The organism is Hubeiibacter jixunmingi (assembly GCF_041928215.1).
Lineage (GTDB): Bacteria > Pseudomonadota > Gammaproteobacteria > Pseudomonadales > Moraxellaceae > Acinetobacter.
In genome coordinates, this window is the sequence record NZ_JBHFHK010000013.1 from 21912 (window position 1) to 43872 (window position 21961).

General features: G+C 38.9%; 20 protein-coding genes. 12 read left to right on the top strand and 8 right to left on the bottom strand.

Annotated features, from left to right (window positions below):
- Nucleotides 1-9 precede the first annotated feature (9 nt).
- From ACEYX7_RS03445 to ACEYX7_RS03475, 7 genes are all read left to right on the top strand, one after another.
- A complete protein-coding gene (locus tag ACEYX7_RS03445; RefSeq protein ID WP_374803357.1) occupies nucleotides 10-831 on the top strand; it encodes a sulfite exporter TauE/SafE family protein in 822 nt (273 codons plus the stop codon).
- Nucleotides 832-955: 124 nt separating this feature from the next.
- Nucleotides 956-2125: a benzoate/H(+) symporter BenE family transporter gene (locus ACEYX7_RS03450; RefSeq protein WP_374803355.1), complete on the top strand. Its 1170-nt coding sequence runs from the start codon at nucleotides 956-958 to the stop codon at nucleotides 2123-2125.
- 51 nt (nucleotides 2126-2176) lie between these two features.
- Entirely contained in the window at nucleotides 2177-5911 is a 3735-nt protein-coding gene (gene smc, locus ACEYX7_RS03455; RefSeq protein ID WP_374803353.1) for a chromosome segregation protein SMC, read from the top strand.
- Between the two features lie 208 nt (nucleotides 5912-6119).
- Nucleotides 6120-7247, top strand: a complete 1128-nt coding sequence (locus ACEYX7_RS03460; protein ID WP_374807037.1) for a cell division protein ZipA C-terminal FtsZ-binding domain-containing protein — start codon at nucleotides 6120-6122, stop codon at nucleotides 7245-7247.
- Nucleotides 7248-7490: 243 nt separating this feature from the next.
- Complete coding sequence (gene nfuA / locus ACEYX7_RS03465; protein ID WP_374803349.1) at nucleotides 7491-8114, top strand: Fe-S biogenesis protein NfuA; 624 nt, start codon at nucleotides 7491-7493, stop codon at nucleotides 8112-8114.
- 221 nt (nucleotides 8115-8335) lie between these two features.
- Entirely contained in the window at nucleotides 8336-10378 is a 2043-nt protein-coding gene (locus tag ACEYX7_RS03470) for a UvrD-helicase domain-containing protein (protein WP_374803347.1), read from the top strand.
- A 240-nt stretch (nucleotides 10379-10618) separates the two neighbouring features.
- Nucleotides 10619-10825, top strand: a complete 207-nt coding sequence (locus tag ACEYX7_RS03475) for a hypothetical protein (RefSeq protein WP_374803345.1) — start codon at nucleotides 10619-10621, stop codon at nucleotides 10823-10825.
- A 107-nt stretch (nucleotides 10826-10932) separates the two neighbouring features.
- Here the strand turns inward: ACEYX7_RS03475 and ACEYX7_RS03480 are convergent, their stop codons facing one another.
- Nucleotides 10933-11112, bottom strand: coding sequence for an FAD-binding domain-containing protein (locus tag ACEYX7_RS03480; protein WP_374900209.1), 180 nt, complete (start codon nucleotides 11110-11112; stop codon nucleotides 10933-10935).
- Nucleotides 11113-11170: 58 nt separating this feature from the next.
- Here ACEYX7_RS03480 and ACEYX7_RS03485 point away from each other — a divergent pair, with 58 nt between their 5' ends.
- Nucleotides 11171-12430 (top strand): MFS transporter, encoded by a 1260-nt coding sequence (locus tag ACEYX7_RS03485; RefSeq protein WP_374807036.1) that lies wholly within the window; start codon nucleotides 11171-11173, stop codon nucleotides 12428-12430.
- A gap of 13 nt (nucleotides 12431-12443) precedes the next feature.
- Here ACEYX7_RS03485 and ACEYX7_RS03490 read toward each other — a convergent pair whose 3' ends face one another.
- Together ACEYX7_RS03490 and ACEYX7_RS03495 are read right to left on the bottom strand one after the other, a co-directional pair.
- Nucleotides 12444-13259, bottom strand: coding sequence for a hydroxypyruvate isomerase family protein (locus tag ACEYX7_RS03490; protein WP_374803341.1), 816 nt, complete (start codon nucleotides 13257-13259; stop codon nucleotides 12444-12446).
- 3 nt (nucleotides 13260-13262) lie between these two features.
- Nucleotides 13263-14126 carry an NAD(P)-dependent oxidoreductase gene (locus tag ACEYX7_RS03495; RefSeq protein ID WP_374803339.1) on the bottom strand — a complete coding sequence of 288 codons (864 nt, stop codon included), beginning with the start codon at nucleotides 14124-14126 and terminating at the stop codon, nucleotides 13263-13265.
- Nucleotides 14127-14332: 206 nt separating this feature from the next.
- On the opposite strand from ACEYX7_RS03495, the gene ACEYX7_RS03500 reads away from it, so the two are divergent.
- Both ACEYX7_RS03500 and rraA read left to right on the top strand, forming a co-directional pair.
- Nucleotides 14333-15961, top strand: coding sequence for an inorganic phosphate transporter (locus ACEYX7_RS03500; protein WP_374807035.1), 1629 nt, complete (start codon nucleotides 14333-14335; stop codon nucleotides 15959-15961).
- Nucleotides 15962-16109: 148 nt separating this feature from the next.
- Nucleotides 16110-16619, top strand: coding sequence for a ribonuclease E activity regulator RraA (rraA, locus tag ACEYX7_RS03505; RefSeq protein WP_374803335.1), 510 nt, complete (start codon nucleotides 16110-16112; stop codon nucleotides 16617-16619).
- Between the two features lie 112 nt (nucleotides 16620-16731).
- On the opposite strand, the gene ACEYX7_RS03510 is transcribed toward rraA, so the two are convergent.
- The 5 genes from ACEYX7_RS03510 to ilvA form a co-directional block, all read right to left on the bottom strand.
- Nucleotides 16732-17214: a hypothetical protein gene (locus ACEYX7_RS03510; protein WP_374807034.1), complete on the bottom strand. Its 483-nt coding sequence runs from the start codon at nucleotides 17212-17214 to the stop codon at nucleotides 16732-16734.
- Nucleotides 17215-17258: 44 nt separating this feature from the next.
- Entirely contained in the window at nucleotides 17259-17741 is a 483-nt protein-coding gene (locus ACEYX7_RS03515; RefSeq protein ID WP_374803330.1) for a hypothetical protein, read from the bottom strand.
- Between the two features lie 24 nt (nucleotides 17742-17765).
- The gene (locus ACEYX7_RS03520; RefSeq protein WP_374807033.1) at nucleotides 17766-18392 is read right to left on the bottom strand and encodes a hypothetical protein; all 627 of its coding nucleotides are present in this window, start codon (nucleotides 18390-18392) and stop codon (nucleotides 17766-17768) included.
- A 201-nt stretch (nucleotides 18393-18593) separates the two neighbouring features.
- Nucleotides 18594-18974: a diacylglycerol kinase gene (locus tag ACEYX7_RS03525; RefSeq protein ID WP_374803326.1), complete on the bottom strand. Its 381-nt coding sequence runs from the start codon at nucleotides 18972-18974 to the stop codon at nucleotides 18594-18596.
- Nucleotides 18975-18989: 15 nt separating this feature from the next.
- A complete protein-coding gene (ilvA, locus tag ACEYX7_RS03530) occupies nucleotides 18990-20540 on the bottom strand; it encodes a threonine ammonia-lyase, biosynthetic (protein WP_374803324.1) in 1551 nt (516 codons plus the stop codon).
- 111 nt (nucleotides 20541-20651) lie between these two features.
- Between ilvA and rpiA the strand changes: the two genes are divergently transcribed.
- Nucleotides 20652-21314 (top strand): ribose-5-phosphate isomerase RpiA, encoded by a 663-nt coding sequence (rpiA, locus tag ACEYX7_RS03535; RefSeq protein WP_374803322.1) that lies wholly within the window; start codon nucleotides 20652-20654, stop codon nucleotides 21312-21314.
- A gap of 206 nt (nucleotides 21315-21520) precedes the next feature.
- Nucleotides 21521-21892, top strand: coding sequence for a hypothetical protein (locus ACEYX7_RS03540; RefSeq protein ID WP_374900208.1), 372 nt, complete (start codon nucleotides 21521-21523; stop codon nucleotides 21890-21892).
- Nucleotides 21893-21961: the final 69 nt, after the last annotated feature.

Sequence of the window (21961 nt, forward strand, 5' to 3'; positions counted from 1 at the left end):
GCAAATAACATGGATATTCTTATATATTTACTGATCGGTAGCGTATCAGGTTTTGTGGCGGGCTTATTTGGTATTGGTGGTGGTTTGGTTATCATTCCCTGCCTATACGTGGCTTTTCGCTATTTCGGTATTCCTTATGAAGTCATTATGCATTTGGCTGTCGGCACTGCAATGGCAAGCATCATTGTCTCTTCATTAAGTTCTGCCTTGGCACAACATAAGAAAAAAGCGATTTTGTGGAATTTGGTGAGCTATCTAGTACCGACCATGATGATCGGTTCTTTGCTTGGGGCATGGATTGCTGATATGTTACCTAGTCATTATATGCAACTCTTGATTGGTTTATTTGCGTGTTGGACAGCATATAAAATGTTTGTCGGTGCCAAAGCCAATAGTCAAAATCAAGACGAAAAGCCACAGATATCGGTATTACAGCATCGTATTGTTGGTGGTTTGATTGGTATGGCATCCTCTATTTTCGGGATTGCTGGTGGTAGCATTATCGTACCTTATCTCAATCGTTGTGGGATTGTCATGCAGAATGCAGTAGCCACTTCCTCAGCGTGCGGTGTACCGATTGCTTTGATGGGGGCGATTGGTTATTTGTGGTTTGGCTCAAGGCAAAATATTGATGTAGCACACACCATCGGTTATATACATGTCTATGCCTTTTTGGGGATTAGTATTGCCAGTTTTATCACCGCAAAACTCGGGGTAAAGATTGCTCATGCCATTTCTGCGGCACGCTTGAAAAAATATTTTGCCATCGAATTGTTATTGGTGGGATTGTATTTTACCTACCAATTTGGCAAAGCATGGTTTGTGGCTTGATGTAGTGGTTTTGCTGGGCTTAATTTTTTGTCATTTGGTTTTGCTGAATAACCGATGACTAAAGATATTTTTAGATAGTTTGGTTCGCTGATTTTTTAGGGAAAACAAAAGGATAGAATAGTATATGCAAACACCAGTCAAATTTAGTGGATCGCATTTTTCTGCGGCTTTAGCCACGATTTTGGTGGCTTATGGCAGTAGTGCGGTGATTCTCTATAAAGCGGCAGTGGCATTTGGTGCAACGCCAGTGCAAATCAATTCATGGTTTACCATCATGGCGATTTGTTGTGGTGTGCTGACTTTAGTTGCTAGTTTACGCTACAAAATGCCAATCATGTATGCATGGTGTACACCGGGGGCAGCCTTGATGGTTGGGGTGACGGGTGTGTCACTACCGCAGGCGATTTCAGCATTTATGTTTGCATCGTTATTGATGCTATTGGTCAGTAGTTTGGGCTTGTTTAGCCGTTTGGTAAAAATGGTACCAAGTACCTTGGCATCGGCGATGTTGGCAGGGGTATTGTTGAATTTTGGGATTGGGGTATTCCATGCCATGCAACAACAATTACTTTTAGTTTTGTCTATGTTGTTTGCCTATTTTATCAGCAAGCTTTTTGTGCCTAAATTTAGCATTTTATTTATGCTTTGTGTTAGCGTGTTGATGGCGGTTTGGCTGGATTTATTTTCTTTACAGCAATTACATTGGGTCAATCCAAGTATTGTTTGGGTGACACCAGAATGGCATTTTGCCAGTATGATTAGTGTGGGGATTCCCTTATTTATCGCTACCTTAGCTACACAAAACGTACCTGGTATGGCGGTACTCAAATCCTATGGCTATCAACCGCCAACCACGACTTTGGTGAATGGCAGTGCTTTGACCACAATTTTTGGGGCACCGCTTGGGGTATTTACCATCAATTTGGCAGCCATTTCAGCAGCGATTTGTATGGAAAAATCCGTTGATCCTGATGCCAATAAACGCTATCTTGCCACAGTGATTTTGGCAGGTTTTTATTTCTTGATGGCGTGTTTTGGTGGTATGGTGGTGGCATTATTTACCGCTTTGCCGATGGAATTATTATTGGCATTTGCGGGGATTGCGATTTTTAGCACTTTACAATCTAATATCGTGGCAACATGGCATGATGAAATTACCCGTGAAGCATCATTGATGACCTTATTGATTACCGCATCAGGAATGACCTTGTGGGGCGTGGGAAGTGCATTTTGGGGCTTGTTATTTGGGTTGTTGGTTTATCATTTCAATCATTATACATCGAAAAAAGCCTAAAAAAATGTTATGATTATCACCTTTTTTAACATCGCTTAAATTTAGCTTGCTATGCGTCTAACCAGTCTAAAATTGGTAGGGTTTAAATCCTTTGCCGAAAGTACCACTTTACAATTTAAAAAAAATCGTACGGCGATTGTCGGACCGAATGGTTGTGGCAAATCCAATGTGATTGATGCGATTCGCTGGGTGATGGGGGAGTCCAGTGCCAAGCAATTGCGTGGTGGCAATATGCAAGATGTGATTTTTGCAGGCACATCACAGCGTAAGGCGGTGGGCGTGGCAAGTGTTGAGCTACGTTTTGATAATACTTATGGTAAGCTTGGCGGTGCGTACAATGCCTATCAAGAATTGAGCGTCAAACGCCAAGTCAATCGAGATGGCAAATCGGAATATTTTTTGAATGGCACACGTTGTCGCCGTAAAGATATTACCGATATTTTCTTAGGCACAGGGCTTGGACCACGTTCTTATGCGGTGATTGAGCAGGGCATGATTAACCGTTTGGTCGATGCCAAACCCGATGAAATGCGTGTATTTATCGAAGAAGCGGCAGGCATTTCCCGTTATCAAGCACGCCGTAAAGACACGCTACAACATCTAGAACATACCCAAGACAATCTTTCTCGTTTGCATGATATTCGGCTAGAATTACAACAACAAAGTAAAACTTTAAGCCGTCAAGCTAGTCAGGCGGAAAAATATCAACTTTTAAAACAGCAAATTTATCAAACTAAATTGCAATTGTTGGCGGTGGATTTTGTACAGCATAGCCAAGCCATGCAACACAGTACCACACAATTGACTGAGCTGTCGGAACAACATCAAGCCCAACATCAACACGTGGAACAGCTTGATATTGAAAGCATTTTGCTACAAAAAAATCTACAAGAACAAGTGGCACAATCCGAGCCTTTACAACAAGCTTGGCATCAAGCACGCCAATTACACGAAAAAATCTTGTGGCAATTGCAACAGCAAAACCAACAGCAACAAGACATACAAGAAAAAATCGCCTTGCAACAGCTCAAGCAACAACAATTGCTTGATGAACAGCACAATGATGCCACGACACAACGCCAATTGCAGCAACAAATCCAAGACTTGCAACAACAATTGGCAGAGTTACAGCCCGAGCAAGTACAAGATTTGACCGCATGGCAACAGCAACTCAAACAGCAACAGCAAGAGCTAAATACTGAAAAAGAACAATTGGCAAAATTGCAACAGCAAGCGACGCAATGGCAATTGCAACAAGAACATTTGCAAAAAAATCTACAGCGTTTGCAGCAACAACAACAGCAATTGCAACAACAACAGCAACAGGCAAACAATGACGAGCTACAATTGCAACTGGATGATTTGCAATTGGATTTAGCCAGTACCACGCTCAAAATTGAACAGCAACAACAGCAATGCGACCGCTTGCAACAGGCTTTAAACGATAACGAACAGCAATATCAACACTTGCAACAACAACAGCAAGAATGGCAATTATTACAAAAAAATCTTCAGCGTGATGAACAGCAAACCCAAAAAATTTTGCAACAATTACAGCAAAAAACAGGGCAGGCACAACGACCATTATTGCAACAATTACAATTGACCGATGCAGGCAAACAACATAGCCAATGGTTAGAAAAAATCTTGGCAAAATGGTTGCTTGCCGAAACTTATGCAACTGAAAATACTGATTTTAAAGATGGTTTTAGCCAAGATGTACAAGCAAAAAATCATGCACGACAATTATTATTAAATCATCAACATTTGCCAAACCTGCCTTTGACCGCCGAACAACAGGCGAAATTTGCCGATTTAAAAACGCTAAGTGAATGGATTCGCCAACCGAAACATTCGCTATGGCAAAATATTTATCTAATTGAAAATCAACAACAAGCTCTCGCATTACAACCATTTTTAGCACCGCATTGCAGTATGGTTAGCCTTGATGGTTTTTGGTTGGGTGTGGATTGGCTAATTAATCTACAGTTGGATCATGGCGATGGCATGGATGGGCAATTGCATTATCAAAATCATTTGGCGGATATTGTGCAACAATTGCAACAATTGGATAGCCAAATCAAACAGTTACAGCCACAATTGCAAGCCATAGGCGAGCAGCGTGACGAGCAAAAGCAACAAGCAAGCCAAACGCAACAGCAATTAAAAAATCTCAATCAGCAATTGCAACAACAACAGCAACAACAGACCAAATGGCAAGTCCAGCTAGATGCACAGGCGAGCCAAGCTCAACAATATCAACAGCAATTACAACAGCTCAGCCAACAGTATGAAGATGACATGGGCGAGTTAGATGAAATTCAGCTGGATTTGGCACAAGTACAACTCAAAATCGAACAACGTCAGCCTAATGTATTGCAACAACAACAGCAATTAAACCAAGCGGAACAGCAATTTGAACAAGTGCAACAGCAACAACAGCAAGCCGATTTTGAGAAAAAACAGCTTGAACAGATGTTGCAAAAATTAACCGCACAACAGCAATTATTACAGCAAAGTGAACAATTTAAACAGCAACAGTTAGAACAAATTGATGAGCAAAATATCGAGCTTCAACAACAGCTTGAGATAATCAACGCCCAACAGCAAGATGATGAAGCACTGCAATACGCTAAGCAACAAGCTGAACAACACGAGCAAGCTTGGCTATCTTGGCAGAAGCAATTAGATGCCTTGCAACAGCAACAACATGATCTAAATCAACAACGTAGCATCCAGCAACAGCAAGAAAATGATTTGCGAGATGCCTTGGAAAACACTCGTTTGCAATGGCAACAGCACAAAAGCAATGCTAGTCATGCCGCACAGCAATTGTTACAAGTGCAACATCAGTATCAGCGTGAACAGCAACAACCGAGTGAAAATCATACTACAAAGTTGCAGATGCAGTTAATTGATAATGCTTTAGGGAAAGATGAATTACTGGAAAATCAACAGGATGATAATTCACAAGCGATTGAAAATACATATGATTTAAATCTTGAAAGTGCAGACGAAGAGTTGCTTGACGATAAAATTAGCCTTGCTGAATTTGATTTAAATCAGTTTAATTTTGAACAGTTTCAACAGCAACATTTAACTGAAATTGACCTAAATTGTACAGCGATTACATTGGCAAAACAGCAGCAACAATTACAACAAGCAGAACAACAACTGGCTAAAATCGGTGCGGTAAATTTGGTGGCGTATCAAGAATTGCAACAAGTGGATAGCCGTTTGCAGCAATTAAGCCATCAAATTGATGACCTTGAACAAACGGTGGAACAGCTGAAAACTGCCATGCACAGCATCGACCAAGAAACCAAGCAATTGTTTATGAAGACTTTTGATGCCATAAATCAACAATTGACCGAATTATTTCCAAAGATTTTTACAGGTGGTGAAGCCAGTCTGATTTTGGAGAGTGATTGGCAATCTGGGGTAAAATTGATGGCTCGTCCCCCAGGCAAACGCAACAGCACTTTGGCTTTGCTATCGGGTGGGGAAAAAGCCTTGACCGCTTTGGCTTTGGTGTTTGCGATTTTCCGTCTCAATCCTGCACCCTTTTGCGTACTGGATGAAGTCGATGCACCGCTCGATGATGCCAATGTACAGCGTTTTTGCCATCTAGTGACAGAATTGTCTGAGCAAGTGCAGTTTATTTATATTACGCACAACAAACTGGCAATGACCATGGCAACGGATTTATTGGGCGTGACCATGCCTGATGCAGGCAGCTCAAAGCTCGTACAAGTGAGTTTGAGCGAAGCGGAAAGTTATTTATAAGCTGAAAAATCGCTGAGTTTCGATGGTATTTTGAGAGTAAAAATATATCTTGATTTTGAATGCGTGTTTTTCTTGATATAAAGCGTAAATAAATCTAGTCAATGGTGGATAAAAACTGTTAAAATTGACGCTTTTAAAGTATTCAAATAATTGTGATCAAATCTATGATTTGGTGATAATTTCAACATAATTTAGGTCAGGTTTTCGCGTGGATATTCGTTGGTATATTGGTATTATTGTTGCAGTTTTGATGATTTTATGGGCTTTGAGACTATTATTACGTCGTCCTTATTTTACAGAGCATTTGCAAAAAGCACAGGTTGAAACGGATGAAAGTACAGGACAACCGATTTTACCACGCCATTTACGTGAACAATTGAATACAGAAAGCACGCCAAAAGCTGAGGCACAAAGTGCTGAGGCAGCGAAGTCTGAACAGAGTACAGACATATCAACACAACTAAGTGCTGAAGCTGACCCTGCTTTAAATAATGCATCAGACGCGTCAACACCTAAAGATACCGTTGTTGCACACCAAGATGCGAACAATAATGCAGTAGCCAAACAAAACGATGCCAAGTCTGATCATGAGTTGAATGCATTGGCAATACAAGTTGAAGTGAATAAGGCAAAAATCACTGAACAGAATGAAAAGGTTTTTGATGCTGCATTAGATGCACTCAGCAATATTGACCATGCAGCTCAACAAACGCAATTACACACTGCTGAGACATCAAATCATGACACAACAAAAGATTTGGATCAGACCCAACAGCATGATGTAGAAAAACTACCAACCGTTGCTGTAAATGAGTTAGGGCGTGCTGATGATATGGCATATGATGAAGATGATATTGATATCTTATCTCAGCATTTGATTGAGCAAGAGCGTAAAGATCAGCAAAGTGCATTACAAAATGCACAAGATACCATTGCTTTGTACATTTACCCAAATCATCAAAATCTTACCCATGCACAAACGCTAAAAATTCTTAAGAATTATGGTTTACGCTTCGGTGAAATGTCTTGTTTTCATCGTTATGAATACCATGAAAATGCCGAACCTGTCTTGATCTATAGTGCTTTAAAATTGCAGCAAGATGGCTCTCCAACGGGTTTTGATTTGGATGCTAATCCAAATTCCTCAGTTACAGGTTTGGCTTTTTTCTTGACTTTACCACATGTAGAAGCGGCAAAAAGCTTTGATATCATGGCAACCACAGCGGTGATGATTGCGAAAGACATCGAAGGCACAGTATTTGATGATAATTTAAGTGAATTAACGATCGAATTACGTAGCCAGTGGCATGATTATGTTGCTGCTTATCAAGCTTAAATGATAACAGCAATATATTTTAAAAAAACTTAGTCTATATTCTGTGACGTGATGACCTGATGTGATCACGTCATTTTTTTACGACAAATTTACATGCGAAATTAGCATTGGTTTCATGATCAGAATCTGTTACAATTCGTTTATACCCTACTAATTTAGTCATCTATTATCGCCAAAAGCCCTTGAAAAAAGTGCCTTTAGCCTTATTGATAACAAATCAAGTCTTTTTATGGAGTTGTCAAAATGTCAACGCAAGAACAGCAAGAGCAAGTACCAAATTTGGTCATCACTACCGCCGCACAAGAATACTTAAAAGAACTGTTGGCAAAGCAAGAGATCGAAGGTATCGGCGTACGTATTTTTGTTGAGAGTGCTGGTACGGCACGTGCGGAATGTTGTATGGCATATTCAGCACCTGAAGATGTGGTACCTACAGATTATCGCCAAGATTATGCTGATTTCCCTGCATTTATTGACACACCATCGATTCCTTATCTCAAAGATGCCGTCATCGACTATAACAAAGACCGTTTTGGTGGTCAGTTAACTTTTAAAGCACCGAATTCAAAAGTGCCTCGTGTTGGTCCTGATGCATCAATTGAAGAGCGTATTGCTTATGTATTGCAAGCAGAAATCAATCCTGGTTTGGCAGGGCATGGCGGTAGTTGTAGCTTGCTTGAAGTGATTGATGATAGTGAACATGGCTTGACAGCGGTATTGCAATTTGGTGGTGGATGTCAAGGTTGTTCAGCGATTGACGTGACTTTAAAACAAGGTGTGGAAACCACTTTACAAGCTCATATCCCAGAGCTAAAACGTGTCATCGATAAAACTGACCACACACAAAATGATAAAGCTTATATGTAATTTTATTTTTTGTGCTAAGAATCGTGTTAAATGTTAGATTTAGCACGATTTTTTTTGCTTATTTTAGTTAAGTTGTAAAAACAATCATCAGCAAAATATAACGCAATAATCATTGATAAAAAACAGAATAACATTGCCATATTTTGCATAAAAATACTGATTGAAAGCATAAGGTAAAATCGGTATATTGTCAGCCCACAACACAAATATGGCGAAAGATGATGTCGATAGGCGCTCACTTAAATCCCGAACAACAAGAAGCAATGCGTTATACGCAAGGCCCACTTTTGGTGTTGGCAGGGGCAGGTTCGGGTAAGACATCGGTAATCACACAAAAGATTGCTCATTTGGTGATAAATTGTGGTGTGCCTGCACATCGTATCACTGCAGTGACCTTTACTAATAAAGCCGCACGTGAAATGAAAGAACGTGTACAAAAAGTCTTACCAAAAGAACAAGGCAAAGGATTAAATGTATCGACTTTCCATACCTTTGGTCTAAATCTTTTACGCTTAGAATTAAAACATACGCCACTCAAAAATAATTTTTCTATTTTAGATGCGGATGACTGCAAACGCATTTTGATGGATTTGATGCATCGTGATAATTTGGCGAATGCCGACAGCAAAGAGTTGATTGCCAAAGCGATGAAAAAAATTTCCGATTGGAAAAATGATTTGATCTTACCTGAACAAGCTCATGCTACGTGTGTAGATAAGGATGATGTACAAATTGCGCATCTTTACCAACTCTATGAGCGTAATTTACGTGCTTATAATGCGGTAGATTTTGATGATTTGATTGTCATGCCAACACGTCTGCTACAAGACAATGAAGAAGTACGTGAAAAGTGGCAACGTCGTGTGCGTTATCTTTTGGTGGATGAGTATCAAGATACCAATACTGCACAATATATGCTGGTCAAACTATTGGTCGGTGTAATGGGGCAGTTTACTGCGGTGGGTGACGATGACCAGTCAATCTATGCATGGCGTGGGGCAAAACCTGAAAATATGGCATTGTTGGCACAAGATTTCCCACAGCTCAAAGTGATTAAACTGGAACAAAATTATCGTTCTACCAGTGTGATTTTAGGGGCTGCCAATGCGGTGATTACCAATAATCCGCATATTTTCGAAAAGCAATTATGGAGCGATAAAGGGCGTGGCGAGCGTATCCGAGTGATTACCTGTCGTAATGATGATGACGAAGCTGAACGTGTGGTCAAAGACTTAATTACTCATAAACTGATGCATGGCTTGAATTGGCAAGATTATGCAGTGCTTTACCGTGGTAATTTCCAAGCTCGTGTGATTGAAACTCAGTTACGTTTATTGCAAATTCCTTATAAATTATCGGGTGGTCAATCTTTCTTTGCAAAAGCTGAAATTAAAGATGTGATGAGTTATTTGCGTTTAATTATCAATCCTGAGGATGACAGTGCCTTTTTGCGTATTATCAATACACCAAAGCGTGCCATTGGTCCAGCGACCTTAGAAAAATTGGGTTTATTTGCACAAGAAAATCATTTGTCATTGTTATCCGCAGCAGGTGATCAACGTCTAAGTATGGTATTACCTAAAAAAGCGGTAAGCCAACTACACGAATTTGCTGAATTTATGCAGAATTATACCCGTGAATTGACCGATGATGATGAGCCAGTACCACTTGTTCGCCAAATGATGAATGAACTGGGTTATATTGATTATGTACGAGAAACAGCGGCAACACCTGCACAAGAAAAGACCAAGCTAGACAACATTGAAAGTCTTTACAATAGCATTCAAAGCTTAATCAATAAAGCTGATGATGTCGATGAACGTAATATCGAAAGTGCTATTCGTAAGCTGGTGCTCATCGATATGCTAGAACAACAACAAGAAGAGCAAGACACTGATAAAGTCAATTTGATGACTTTGCATGCGGCAAAAGGTTTGGAATTTCCATACGTCTATATGACGGGTTTGGAAGAAGAGATGCTACCGCATCGCAATTCTATTGCTGCCGATACCATCGAAGAAGAACGCCGTTTGATGTATGTGGGTATCACTCGTGCCAAGCAAGGCTTGACTTTGACCCTTGCTGAACAGCGTAAAGCGGGTGGGCAAATGAAGCAGATGACGCCAAGTCGCTTTTTGGATGAATTGCCAGCCGATGAAATCGAATGGCTCGGACGTAAAAAGCCTGCCAGTAGCTTACAGCTTGACCCGATGCAACAAGCACAACAAGCATTGGAGCGGTTACGAGCGTTAAGAAATCGCTAGATTATCTAGACTATAAAAATAGCTTAATTCAAATGACTTAAGCTATTTTTACTTCTCATCTCTTTATACGATAAAAATAAAAAATCTGCTTTAAATCAGTGTGGTTTTATCTTGAGAATGTACAAAAAATATTTTTTGGAAATAGTTGACAAAATGCCTATTCAGTCGCAATATAAAGATGAGTTCACAAGGACTCCAATCATTTTTAAAGATGATTGTCTTACACAGGAGCAAAAAAAAATGAAAAAATCAATTTTAGTCATGTCAGCAGTATTGGCATCGTTCGTGGGCATGAGTACAGTTTCAACTGCGTCAGTAGCTACACCTGATACATCTGGATTTTGTACTCGCGAGTATGACCCAGTAGTCTATAAGACAAAGAAAGGCAAACGCATTATTGCACCAAATCCATGTATTGCAGAACTTTGGAAAAAACAAGGTCTTTAATGATTTCTGCTGAGTAAAGCAATGGTGCTTAATTTGAGCACCATTGTTCAGCATTATCCAATTAATAATATCTATAACTTAAAATATTACTTTTTTAAAAATGAACTTCACTGCCATGTTTCGACAAATTGACCATCAAGGTCATACTGTTGGCTTTGCTTTTGTAAATTAAATTGCCTCAAACCACGTGGATCCGCGCCAACACCGCCTAGATATTGCCAATTTCCCCAATTACTTGCTACATCATAATTGAGTAATTGTTTTTGAAAATAGATATAACAAAGTATGTTCCGATTTAGCTACTTAATGCTATACTCTTTTTCTTATCGTTAAGAGTAGTTAAAAATGGCTGCAAGTCAACAAGATAACACGGACAGTATTTTTCAAAGAGAACGCTTGAAACGCTTTAATCAGACTGTTTGGGCGATTTTAGTCGGTACATTTTTTATGCGTTTTAGTTATTTTATGTCATGGCCATTTTTGATTATTTTATTGAATAGTATCCATATTTCCCCTTTAAAAGTGGGTATTATGCTCGGTGCATCAGCAGGCATTAGTTCTTTGTCTGGCTTTTATATCGGTTATTTATCAGACCGTTTTGGGCGTCGGAATATTATGGTTACAGGTTGCGGTTTGGCAGTGCTGAGTTATTGGGCATTGATTATCGCAACGCAATTTTGGCAATTTTTCTTAATCATGTTGGTTTTAGGGCTAGTTCGTCCAATGGTTGAAATGGTTGCCAAAGCGGTATTATCCGACCATTTACCCGATAGCAAAGACCGAGAGTTGGCATTTAATTTACGTTATTTTGCGATTAATATTGCAGGCGGTATTGGGGCTTTAGTCGGTTTATATTTGGCATTAAAAAACCCGAATGCCTTATTTATTTCAACCAGTTTAGCATATTTGGCTTATGGATTTTGGCTTTATCGACTTTTACCGCCGCAATCCAATGATAAAACGTTATCATCTCAAAATCAGTCAATGCAACCACATAGCACGCCAAGTATAATTGATGCGTTTAAAGCCATTCGTCATGATACATTATTTTTATTATTAATTTTTGCGATTCTACTGATGTTAATTGTGTATTCACAGGTGAATGTGACTTTACCGCAGATATTAATCCAAATTAATGCAACGACTGTTGCACATTTTATTGTGATGATTACCGTAGTAAACTGTTTAACTGTGGTATTTTTTCAATTTCCGTTATTGAAAATTATGGAAAATATTACCGTCGGTATACGTACACAAATCGGTTTTATTATGGTGTTATTCTCGCAAATGGCTTTTTTATTTATAGATATGCATTCGCTATGGGCATGGAGTACGGTGATTTTTATATTAAGTTTAGGCGAGTGTATTGCTTTTCCAAATATCAGCGTCACTATTGACAGTATGGCAAAACCAGAGTTACGCGGTAGTTATTTTGGTGCAGCAATGCTAGGAGATTTTGGTTCGGCACTTGGACCGATTTTTGGTGGTATGATTATTGGTCAATTCAGCCACCAAAGTTATTTTGTCTTTAGTACGATATTATCTGTACTTACTGTACTGATTTATCATCAGATTGTGCGGTCGCAACGTACTGCACAATCTTAACTTTTAAGTCAACTTAGAAAAACTGTTTAAATTTTTCTTTCCAATTAAAGCTTTGTAACGACTCACCTTGCGGGCGGTATTCAGCACAAACCTTGCCTTGATAATCGCTCTCGGCAATGGCTTGGAAAATCTCGGCAAAATTAAGCTCGCCTGTACTTGGTTGATGGCGAGTAGGACTATCAGCAAATTGAATATGTCCAATGTGTGGCATATATTTGTGCAAGCTATCCGCTACATTTTCACCAATGCGTGCGATATGATAACAGTCAAATTGTAAGGCTAAATTGTCATGTTGGACTTGCTGTAAAACTTGTTCGACTTGGTTTAAATTTTGTACCAAAAAATGCGGCATATCAATACCATTAATCAATTCAAAAACTACTTTAATACCATGTTTCTGGGCATATTCAGCAGTAAATTTTAAATTTTCAATCAACACTTGCCAGCATTCATTGCAGTCAAAACTTTGCTCACCTGTTGCAGTTTGATTGCGTCCTGCCAAAACATTAATCATCGGTACATTTAAGACTGTGGCATATTCCACTGCTTGTTTTACCGCCTGTTGAAATTCTGTTTGTTTATTCGGCACACAAGCTAAGCCCAAACCACCTTGTAGTAAATCCGCAGCAGGCACATTAATTAAACAAAGCTCAAGTTGATATCGTTGCAATTGTTGTTGAATAGCATCGATAGATAATTCATAAGGAAATTGTACTTCGACCGTATCAAATCCTGCCTGACGAGCCAAAGCAAAACGCTCAATCAACGGCACTTCAGTAAAAATCATCGATAAATTGACGCCCAAATTGATTTTATTGCTTTTATTCATGGTTTATTCCTCTGGCTGTCCAGTGACTTGGTAAATAATGGTGGCTAGGTCTTGTTCGGCATAGCCATGCTGTTGATGTTGTTGTAATTGTTGTAAAGCACGTTCGGCAACGGGAATATTTAAATCAAACTGCTCGGCAAGCTTGACCGCATTGTTTAAATCTTTGCTTAAAGTTTGTACTTTCCATTGTACAGGCTGAAAAACTTGGCTTGCCATGCGTGGGCTTAGAATTTGAAAAGGCTTAGAGTCGGCAAAACCATTGGCAAGCGCAGGGGCGAGTAACTCGGCATTCACACCCGCTTTTTGAGCCAAAGCCACTGCTTCGGCAATCACGGCACTGCTACTGGCGACAATCAATTGATTACAAATTTTGGTGGCTTGTCCTGCACCGACATCGCCCATGATGGTGACACGCTGTGATAGCACTTGATAAATCGGTTGTAATTGTTGAATGGTATCTGTATTTCCCCCAGCAAAAATCACCAAGCTACCTTGTTCTGCACCTTGCGTGCCGCCCGATACAGGTGAATCAATCCAAGTACATTGTTTTTCAGCAACTTTTTCCGCTAAGATTTTGGTTTGTTGTACGGAAAGACTGGAAAAATCGACAATAATTTGTCCTGTTGTCAAAAAAGGATAAATTTTTTCTACTGTTTCTGTCACGGCATAGTCATCTGCTAAACAGATTAAAATCACTGCATAATCGGCAATTTTTTCTAAGTCTAAAACTGATGCTCCTTGTTGTAATAATGGCTCACAAGCACTCAGCGTGCGATTCCACACCGCCACAGAAAAATCAGCTTCAAGTAAACGGCTTGCCATACGGCTACCCATCAAGCCCATACCCAAAAATGCAATCTTTGACATATAAGTATTCCTCTCTTATTTACGTATTAATCAAAAAATTATTTTATCATACCTAAGCGGACTGTTTTTGTGTTTATTTTTACGACTTAAGTGATAAATATCACTAAGATTTTTAATAAATAAGGTCAAAAAATATACCAATTGTCATACAAGTGTCATAAAAAAAGTTCACACTAACGCCAAATTACATCGACACGGTTTTAATTATGTCTGATAGCGATAAAGATATTCTTTCTCACTTAAGTCAAGATGCTGCACAATCAACAAATGTGCATCAAAAATTGCCAAAATACTTTTTACCCGTATTTTTATCAGTAATCATCGGTACATTAATCTATATTGGTGTGCAGTTGTCTGCCGATTTATCGCATGTACCACCATTGCATCTATATTCAGTAATTTTGCTTGGGGTAGCATTATTTATTGCCTTAGGCTTTGAATTTGTGAATGGTTTCCATGATACCGCCAATGCAGTGGCAACGGTGATTTATACCAACGCCTTACCTGCACCAACAGCAGTGATGTGGGCTGGTTTTTGTAACTTCTTAGGGGTTATGGTCGCCAGTGGTGCGGTAGCGTATAGCATTATCGCTTTGCTTCCTGTTGAAATGATTATGAATGTGGGTAGTGGTGCGGGCTTTGCGATGGTCTTTGCACTGTTATTAGCGGCCATCATCTGGAACTTGGGAACATGGTTCTTTGGTATCCCTGCATCGAGTTCGCATACCTTGATTGGTTCAATCATCGGTGTGGGTTTGATGAATCAGCTTTTGAATGCTGGTAGTGGAACCAGTGGTGTCGATGTTGATCAAATTATCAAAGTAGGTAAGGCATTATTATTCTCGCCTTTGATTGGTTTCTTCTTTGCGATGGTCGTTTTTACATTGGTAAAAGTGATCTTTAAAAAGCAAATGGAATTATTCCAACCACCTGTGGGCAATCGTCCACCACCACCGCTTATTCGTGGTATTTTGATTTTTACTTGTACTGGGGTAAGCTTTGCTCACGGTTCAAATGATGGTCAAAAAGGCATGGGCTTGATCATGTTAATCTTGATTGGCTTAGTCCCGCTTGCGTATTCGTTAAACAAAACATTGGATGAAAAGCATTTGCAATCTTTCCAAAGTCTGTCACAACAAACAGCGGTGATTTTGCATGACAAAAATCCGAATGTGAATATTTCTTACGAACAAGCACGTAAAGATGTCACCACTTATATTCAGACCAAAGAATTGACTGCAACGACTGTGCCAGCATTGGCAAGCTTAACAGCACACTTGGGTCAGGACATGGGCGGACGTAATAATTTACACGGTTTGGATGAACAAAAAACCAATCAAATCCGTAATGATATGTATATCAGCATGACTGCTCTAAAAGCTTTGGAAAAGAAAAACGCTTTACCTGAAATGACTGCTGAACAAGAAAAAGTAGTCAAAGACTATCGTAAAAATATGGATTCATTCTTACAATATATTCCGACTTGGGTAAAAGTAGCTGTCGCTTTGGCTTTAGGTTTGGGAACAATGGTAGGCTGGAAACGTATCGTAGTGACAGTTGGTGAACGTATTGGTAAAAACCACATGACTTATGGGCAGGGTATGTCAACGGAATTGGTAGCGATGACTACGATTGCGGCAGCGGATGGCTTTGGTATGCCAGTATCAACCACACACGTTTTGAACAGTGCGGTAGCGGGTACGATGGTCGCCAATAAATCAGGCTTGCAGGCATCCACGATCAAGACCATTCTGTCGGCTTGGGTATTGACTTTACCAGTAACGATTGCATTGTCTGGTGGTTTGTTCTGGTTGTTCTTACAATTTGTAAAATAAACAGCACGACATCGCCTAAAACGCTTACCTTCGGATGGGCGTTTTTTATTTATCATTAAAAATGATGTTGTGTATTTTGTTATCAGTACTAGGATAATCTGCTTGAATTTTGTTATATTGTTGGCAATTAATTTCTCATTAAATATGGATGATAACGATGCAAAATTTTGTGACTTGTGATCTATTAGATGATCATGAAGACTTGGCAATCCAAGTTCTTAGCCCTGTAATCAATGGTTTAAAATTTCAAAGTTATGGTGGTCATACACGATTTGCAGGACAAGCGGTAACGGTGAAATGTTTTGAGGATAACTCTCGGGTCAAAGAGTTATTGGCAACCGATGGTACAGGCAAAGTGCTGATAGTTGATGGGGTAGCATCACTAAACTGTGCATTGATGGGCGATATGATTGCAGAAAGTGCGGTAAAGTTTGGTTGGCAAGGCGTGATTATTATTGGTTGCGTACGTGATGTCGAGCAGTTGGCAACGATGGATTTGGGCGTGTATGCCTTGGCAAGTACGCCACGAAAAAGCGTGCGTAAAGGCGTAGGCGAAACCAATATTCGCCTAAATATTGCCAATGTTATCGTTGAGCCTAATGACTATATTTATGCCGATGCCAATGGTATTATTATTGCAAAGCAGGCGTTGCTTTAAGAGCGTATAGAAACGTTCAAACAGCAGTTAGATACAATTATTATGAATCAGAAATGATTGGTCAGAAAAAAACCGCTGATACCATGTAATCATCAACGGTTTAATCATAATATTAGCTTACGCTTTGTAAAGATGAAATGTATTGAGGGCATTGCCATATTATACTATGTTCTTTGAATAATACTTCACCAAACTCGTTGCGGAACTGCATTTCGGCACTAATATTTTCTTCTTTAACAAGTTTTAAGAAAATTTTTCCATCACTTTTGTTCTCCAAAAATTGTGGTATAGCACTGCTATAAAATGACTCGCAGATAAAGCCACGATTTTCATTAAACATCGCTTCAGCTTCTGGCGGTAAAGTCTTTTCTCGATAGCCTTTGACATCACCATAAAAAGTGACATTAGGATAAGCAACGATAACATCCGGTTTGATAGGTAAATTCTTTGGCATCTCTGCTTTTAATTTTTCTGGCATCTCTTCAAAAGCTTTACGAAACTTTTGTTTCGCTACTTTTTCTTGATGTGCATTATAAAAATAATACCCAATGATAGCTGCGAGTACCGCTAGGATAATTATAAAGACTTTTTTCATTACGTTAATTCCGTTCCATAAGATAAATTTTGACCTAATACTTATTAAGAATTCGCTTTTTTGTCGTACCAACCCTTGCAATCTTTGATTACTGCATGAGTCTGATAACGAGTTTGTGCATATTTATTACGATAGATATAATCTACTTCGACATTTTCGTCCTTTAACACTTGCAAGATTTGTGGTTTACCGCGATCATTGGCATGCATGGCACGAAATAAGTCATAAACAAAATCACATTTACGCTCGTCAAAATATTGTTTTTCATCATCACTTACGTTAATGTCTTCACGATATTTATCATCAACATAAATCGTTATCTTGGGAAAACTTACTAAGATATCTTGTCCAATTTCAGGTGAAGTGGCAAAATCGTTTTTGATTTTGTCACCTTTCAAATATGATAAAACCTTTTCTTGTGTTTTTTCTTCACTGGCATGTCTCATATACTTACTAAAAATAAATATAAATACACCAATGAAAACCACTGCCATAATACGTAAATGTCGATTATTTTCAGATGCCATATTATTCTTTCCTGCTAAATCTGATTAGTTTTTACGGTCTTGGGCTTTTGCTTCTTCTTCCGCAAAAGGTGAGTGTGGACGATAGGCTTCATCTGGAATTTCTTTTGGTTTTACATAAGTTTTTAATGGTTCAAACTGTGGGCAATTCGCAATACGATTATCTTGTTCTAAGAAAACTTGTCCCAATTCATTACGTACAGTGTATTTAAAATGGACATTATCTTTTTCTAAGACATTAAGATTGGCTAATCTCGCATGTTGATCATAATCTCTTAATTTTTCTAAATTATCACAGGTGTACTTTACTAAAAAGCGACCGATTTGCTCATGCTCAAAACGTTCTTTGGTAAAACCAGGCAAAGTAATATATATCAAGTAGTTAGGATATTGATTAAGAACTTCACCCTTGAGTTTGATTAAAAATCTTTCATTGTCGCCACTTAAATAGCTAAGTTGGCTTGGATCGAGTTTTGCGTAGCTTTCATAGTCTGGTGCATCAACACTTAGATAGCGAGTTTCAAATTTTGGCTTAACAATTTTGTTCGCAGCACGCAATTGTTGCTCAATATTATATACTTTATACGCGTGATATCCATGATATCCCCCGACCACTAATCCAGCCGATAATCCTAAAATAATCAAATTACGCACTTATTGTTTCCAAAGTGTAAATATAATGTGCAATTTTAAATATAATCTTATTTTTTTTACAATACAAATTATACATAGATATATAAAATATACTTGATTATTTTTAACGAATGTGATTCTTGTCACATTTATTTTGAATTGAAATAAAAATGCCATGCAAAAATAGAAATCTGCATGGCAAGATGATGATGTGGTGGTGATTTAGTTTATAAACTTATGCCCTAAAATAATCACCCATGTGAAGAACACGATAAGTAAAGCAATAAACTGTGCGGCACTGCCCATGTCTTTGGCACGTTTGGACAGTTCATGACGCTCTAAAGAGATACGATCTACCACATTTTCAATGGCAGAATTAAGTAACTCAACCACTACCGAAAATAGACAGACGAAAATCATCATCGCTTGTTCAACTGGTGATACCGGCAAAAAAAACGTCACAGGAATTAAAACAATACTCATCCACGTTACTTGGCGAAAAGCGGCTTCATTTTGGTAGGCAGCTTTAAATCCTGCTAAAGAATAGCCCCACGCATTAAAAATACGTTTTAGACCTGTTTTACCTTTATCTGGTGAATACATAATTTAACCTTTAACTTAACGTAAGAAACGACGATAACCGATGTTGTCAGTAACTTCTTCGAATGGATAGCCAATTTCTTTTAAGCGTTGTAACAATGCATCATTATCAGCATTTACTGTAGCAGTGTCTGTGGACTGTAAGCCAATTAAAACATTAGATACGGCTGCATTATGATTGCGATAATGGAATAGGCTGATATTATATTCAGTGCCTAACTTCTCCAAGAAATTCAGTAAAGAATTTGGACGCTCTAAAAACTCCACGCTAAATAAACGTTCATCGGTCAAATGGGCATAACCACCAATCATATGACGGATATGTAATTTTGAAATCTTATCATCAGATAAATCTACCGTGTCATAAGCTTGGCTGAGTTTTTCAAAAATCTCGCTACGCTCTTTCTCAGCACGTTTTAAGCTTACGCCTACATAGACTTGTGCCAAATCATCAGCACTAAAACGATAATTAAATTCAGTAATGTTTTTACCTGCTAAAGTACGACAGAATGCCAAAAATGCACCTTTTTGTTCAGGCAAATTGACCGCAAACACCGCTTCTTTGGCTTCACCCAATTCGATACGTTCGGTAATATAGTGCAAACGTTCAAAATTCATATTGGCACCGCAGACAATCGACACGATATTTTTGTCTTGAATACCATGTTGTGCCACATATTTTTTGATACCTGCCAATGCTAATGCCCCAGATGGCTCGACAATACTACGGTTATCATTATAAGTATCTTTGACTGCAACACAGATTTCATCGGTATTGACCGTGACCACTTCAGGTTCGATTAGCATACTCGCTGAACCGTCCGATTTTGGCATACGCAATACATCAAATGGCAATGCACCAATTTGAGCCACAGCCGTACCATCGGCAAATAATCCTACACTCGGTAAAATTACCCGTTCGCCTGTTTCCATCGCAGCTTTTAGACACGCAGATTCTTCATATTCTACTGCCACGACTTTGACATGCGGTGCGACTTCACCAAAATAAGCTGCCACGCCTGCGATTAAACCACCACCACCAACAGCCACAAAGACATATTCTACATCACGCCATTGACGTAAAATTTCGTTGGCAATCGTCCCTTGTCCTGCGATGACATCCGCATCATCATAAGGTGGAATAAAGGTCATGCCTTCATCTTCAGCATGTTGACGGGCATAACGATTGGATTCATCAAAACTTTCACCAACCAAAACCACTGTGCCACCCAAACGACGTACTGCTTCGACTTTAATGTCTGGTGTAGTGGTTGGCATGACGATAATCGTTGGTACATTCAGTTTTTGACCAGATAATGCCACACCTTGAGCATGGTTGCCTGCTGATGCACAGATTACACCACGTTGGCGTTGACTTTCGGGTAATTGACTAATGCGGTTATATGCACCACGTAACTTAAAAGAAAAAACTGGCTGTAAATCTTCACGTTTAAAACGAATATGGTTACCCAATTGGCGACTGATTTTTGGTGCTGGCTCTAGTGGCGTCTCAACCGCAACATCATAGACCTTTGCCAGTAATATTTTTTTGACCCAATAAGATAACATAAACTGTCCTGTGACGATAAAATTTTAAAAAGATTCTTATTTTAGCAAAAAAATATGGCATAATTAATGCTGTTTTGTCATTGTTTACATAAATTTTTTTAAGGTGATTTTATGAGTTCTGCTGATGCCAAAAAACAAGCCGCTGCCCAAGCTGCACTGCAACATTTGCCAAAAGGTGGCATTTTGGGGGTAGGTACAGGCAGTACCGTAAATTTTTTGATTGAACTATTACCTGAGTTGCAACTCGAAGCAGCAGTAGCCAGCTCAAAAGCCACTGAAGAACGTTTGAAAAAATTGGGCATTGAAGTGATTGATCTCAATCAAGTAGGTAGTCTTGATGCCTATGTGGATGGTGCTGATGAAATTGATTGCAATATGCACATGATTAAAGGTGGCGGTGCAGCCTTAACACGTGAAAAAATCGTAGCGAGTGTAGCGGAAAAGTTTGTCTGTATCGTAGATGATAGCAAATGGGTAGAGCAGTTGGGGCGTGCTTTTCCAGTGCCTGTAGAAGTGATTCCGATGGCACGTTCAGCCGTAGCTCGCAAAATTGTCGCTTTGGGCGGTGATCCTGCTTATCGTGAAGGCGTAATTACCGATAATGGTAATGTGATTTTGGATGTACACAATTTTAATATCTTAAGTGCCACTGAACTTGAGCAAAAGCTGAATAATATTGCAGGTGTCGTGACCAATGGTATCTTTGCACAGCGTCCTGCCGATGTCGCAATCGTTGCAACAAGCAATGGTATCGATATCAGAACCGCTGTCTGATTTAAAATAAGATCTTAAATAAAAATAGGCAGCCTGTGCTCATTAGGCTGTCTATTTTTATAGATTGAATGTATGTCCTGAATGCAAAGTCAAAAAGCAGAAATATCATAAATCAGGTCAGATTAAGTAGCTAAAATTATCACATCAGCCTACGCTTAAGGAAACTCTATGAATGTGCATAATTTTGTAATAAGGAATATCGCTAGGTGATGCAACATTTTTATAAATATTTAGATTTGCTACCTTTGGAAAATAAAAGTCATATTGAAGGCTATTCTGAAGTTGAGCTTTTAAAAATTGAGAAATTGTATGATATAAAAATTCAAGGCGAATTTAGAGATTTTATGTTGAAATTAGGGCGATGTGATGGTGGTCTGATCGGTGATGATCCTATCATTTTATATAGGGATTTTTGGAGTGTCAGGGGGCAAGTCTTATTTCAGCTAGATCTTTATGAAGGGTTGCAGAATATTAAGGCTTATGATTTATTAAAAAACAAACCTTTTATATTTGCATGGGAGTCTGAAACGGTGATGGTTTTTATATTAACGTATAGCGATAATAATGCTATATATTAGACCTCTTTCGAAAATGTAAATTTAGCGATTAACTTGCCAATTTATAAATCCTGCCACTAATTTCATTCT

What these genes read in the sequence shown, in the direction of transcription:
- ACEYX7_RS03445 (WP_374803357.1), top strand. Translation starts at nt 10, where the DNA reads ATGGATATTCTTATATATTTACTGATCGGTAGCGTATCAGGTTTTGTG.
- ACEYX7_RS03450 (WP_374803355.1), top strand. Translation starts at nt 956, where the DNA reads ATGCAAACACCAGTCAAATTTAGTGGATCGCATTTTTCTGCGGCTTTA.
- smc (WP_374803353.1), top strand. Translation starts at nt 2,177, where the DNA reads ATGCGTCTAACCAGTCTAAAATTGGTAGGGTTTAAATCCTTTGCCGAA.
- nfuA (WP_374803349.1), top strand. Translation starts at nt 7,491, where the DNA reads ATGTCAACGCAAGAACAGCAAGAGCAAGTACCAAATTTGGTCATCACT.
- ACEYX7_RS03470 (WP_374803347.1), top strand. Translation starts at nt 8,336, where the DNA reads ATGTCGATAGGCGCTCACTTAAATCCCGAACAACAAGAAGCAATGCGT.
- ACEYX7_RS03475 (WP_374803345.1), top strand. Translation starts at nt 10,619, where the DNA reads ATGAAAAAATCAATTTTAGTCATGTCAGCAGTATTGGCATCGTTCGTG.
- ACEYX7_RS03485 (WP_374807036.1), top strand. Translation starts at nt 11,171, where the DNA reads ATGGCTGCAAGTCAACAAGATAACACGGACAGTATTTTTCAAAGAGAA.
- ACEYX7_RS03490 (WP_374803341.1), bottom strand. Translation starts at nt 13,259, where the DNA reads ATGAATAAAAGCAATAAAATCAATTTGGGCGTCAATTTATCGATGATT.
- ACEYX7_RS03495 (WP_374803339.1), bottom strand. Translation starts at nt 14,126, where the DNA reads ATGTCAAAGATTGCATTTTTGGGTATGGGCTTGATGGGTAGCCGTATG.
- ACEYX7_RS03500 (WP_374807035.1), top strand. Translation starts at nt 14,333, where the DNA reads ATGTCTGATAGCGATAAAGATATTCTTTCTCACTTAAGTCAAGATGCT.
- rraA (WP_374803335.1), top strand. Translation starts at nt 16,110, where the DNA reads ATGATAACGATGCAAAATTTTGTGACTTGTGATCTATTAGATGATCAT.
- ACEYX7_RS03510 (WP_374807034.1), bottom strand. Translation starts at nt 17,214, where the DNA reads ATGAAAAAAGTCTTTATAATTATCCTAGCGGTACTCGCAGCTATCATT.
- ACEYX7_RS03515 (WP_374803330.1), bottom strand. Translation starts at nt 17,741, where the DNA reads ATGGCATCTGAAAATAATCGACATTTACGTATTATGGCAGTGGTTTTC.
- ACEYX7_RS03525 (WP_374803326.1), bottom strand. Translation starts at nt 18,974, where the DNA reads ATGTATTCACCAGATAAAGGTAAAACAGGTCTAAAACGTATTTTTAAT.
- ilvA (WP_374803324.1), bottom strand. Translation starts at nt 20,540, where the DNA reads ATGTTATCTTATTGGGTCAAAAAAATATTACTGGCAAAGGTCTATGAT.
- rpiA (WP_374803322.1), top strand. Translation starts at nt 20,652, where the DNA reads ATGAGTTCTGCTGATGCCAAAAAACAAGCCGCTGCCCAAGCTGCACTG.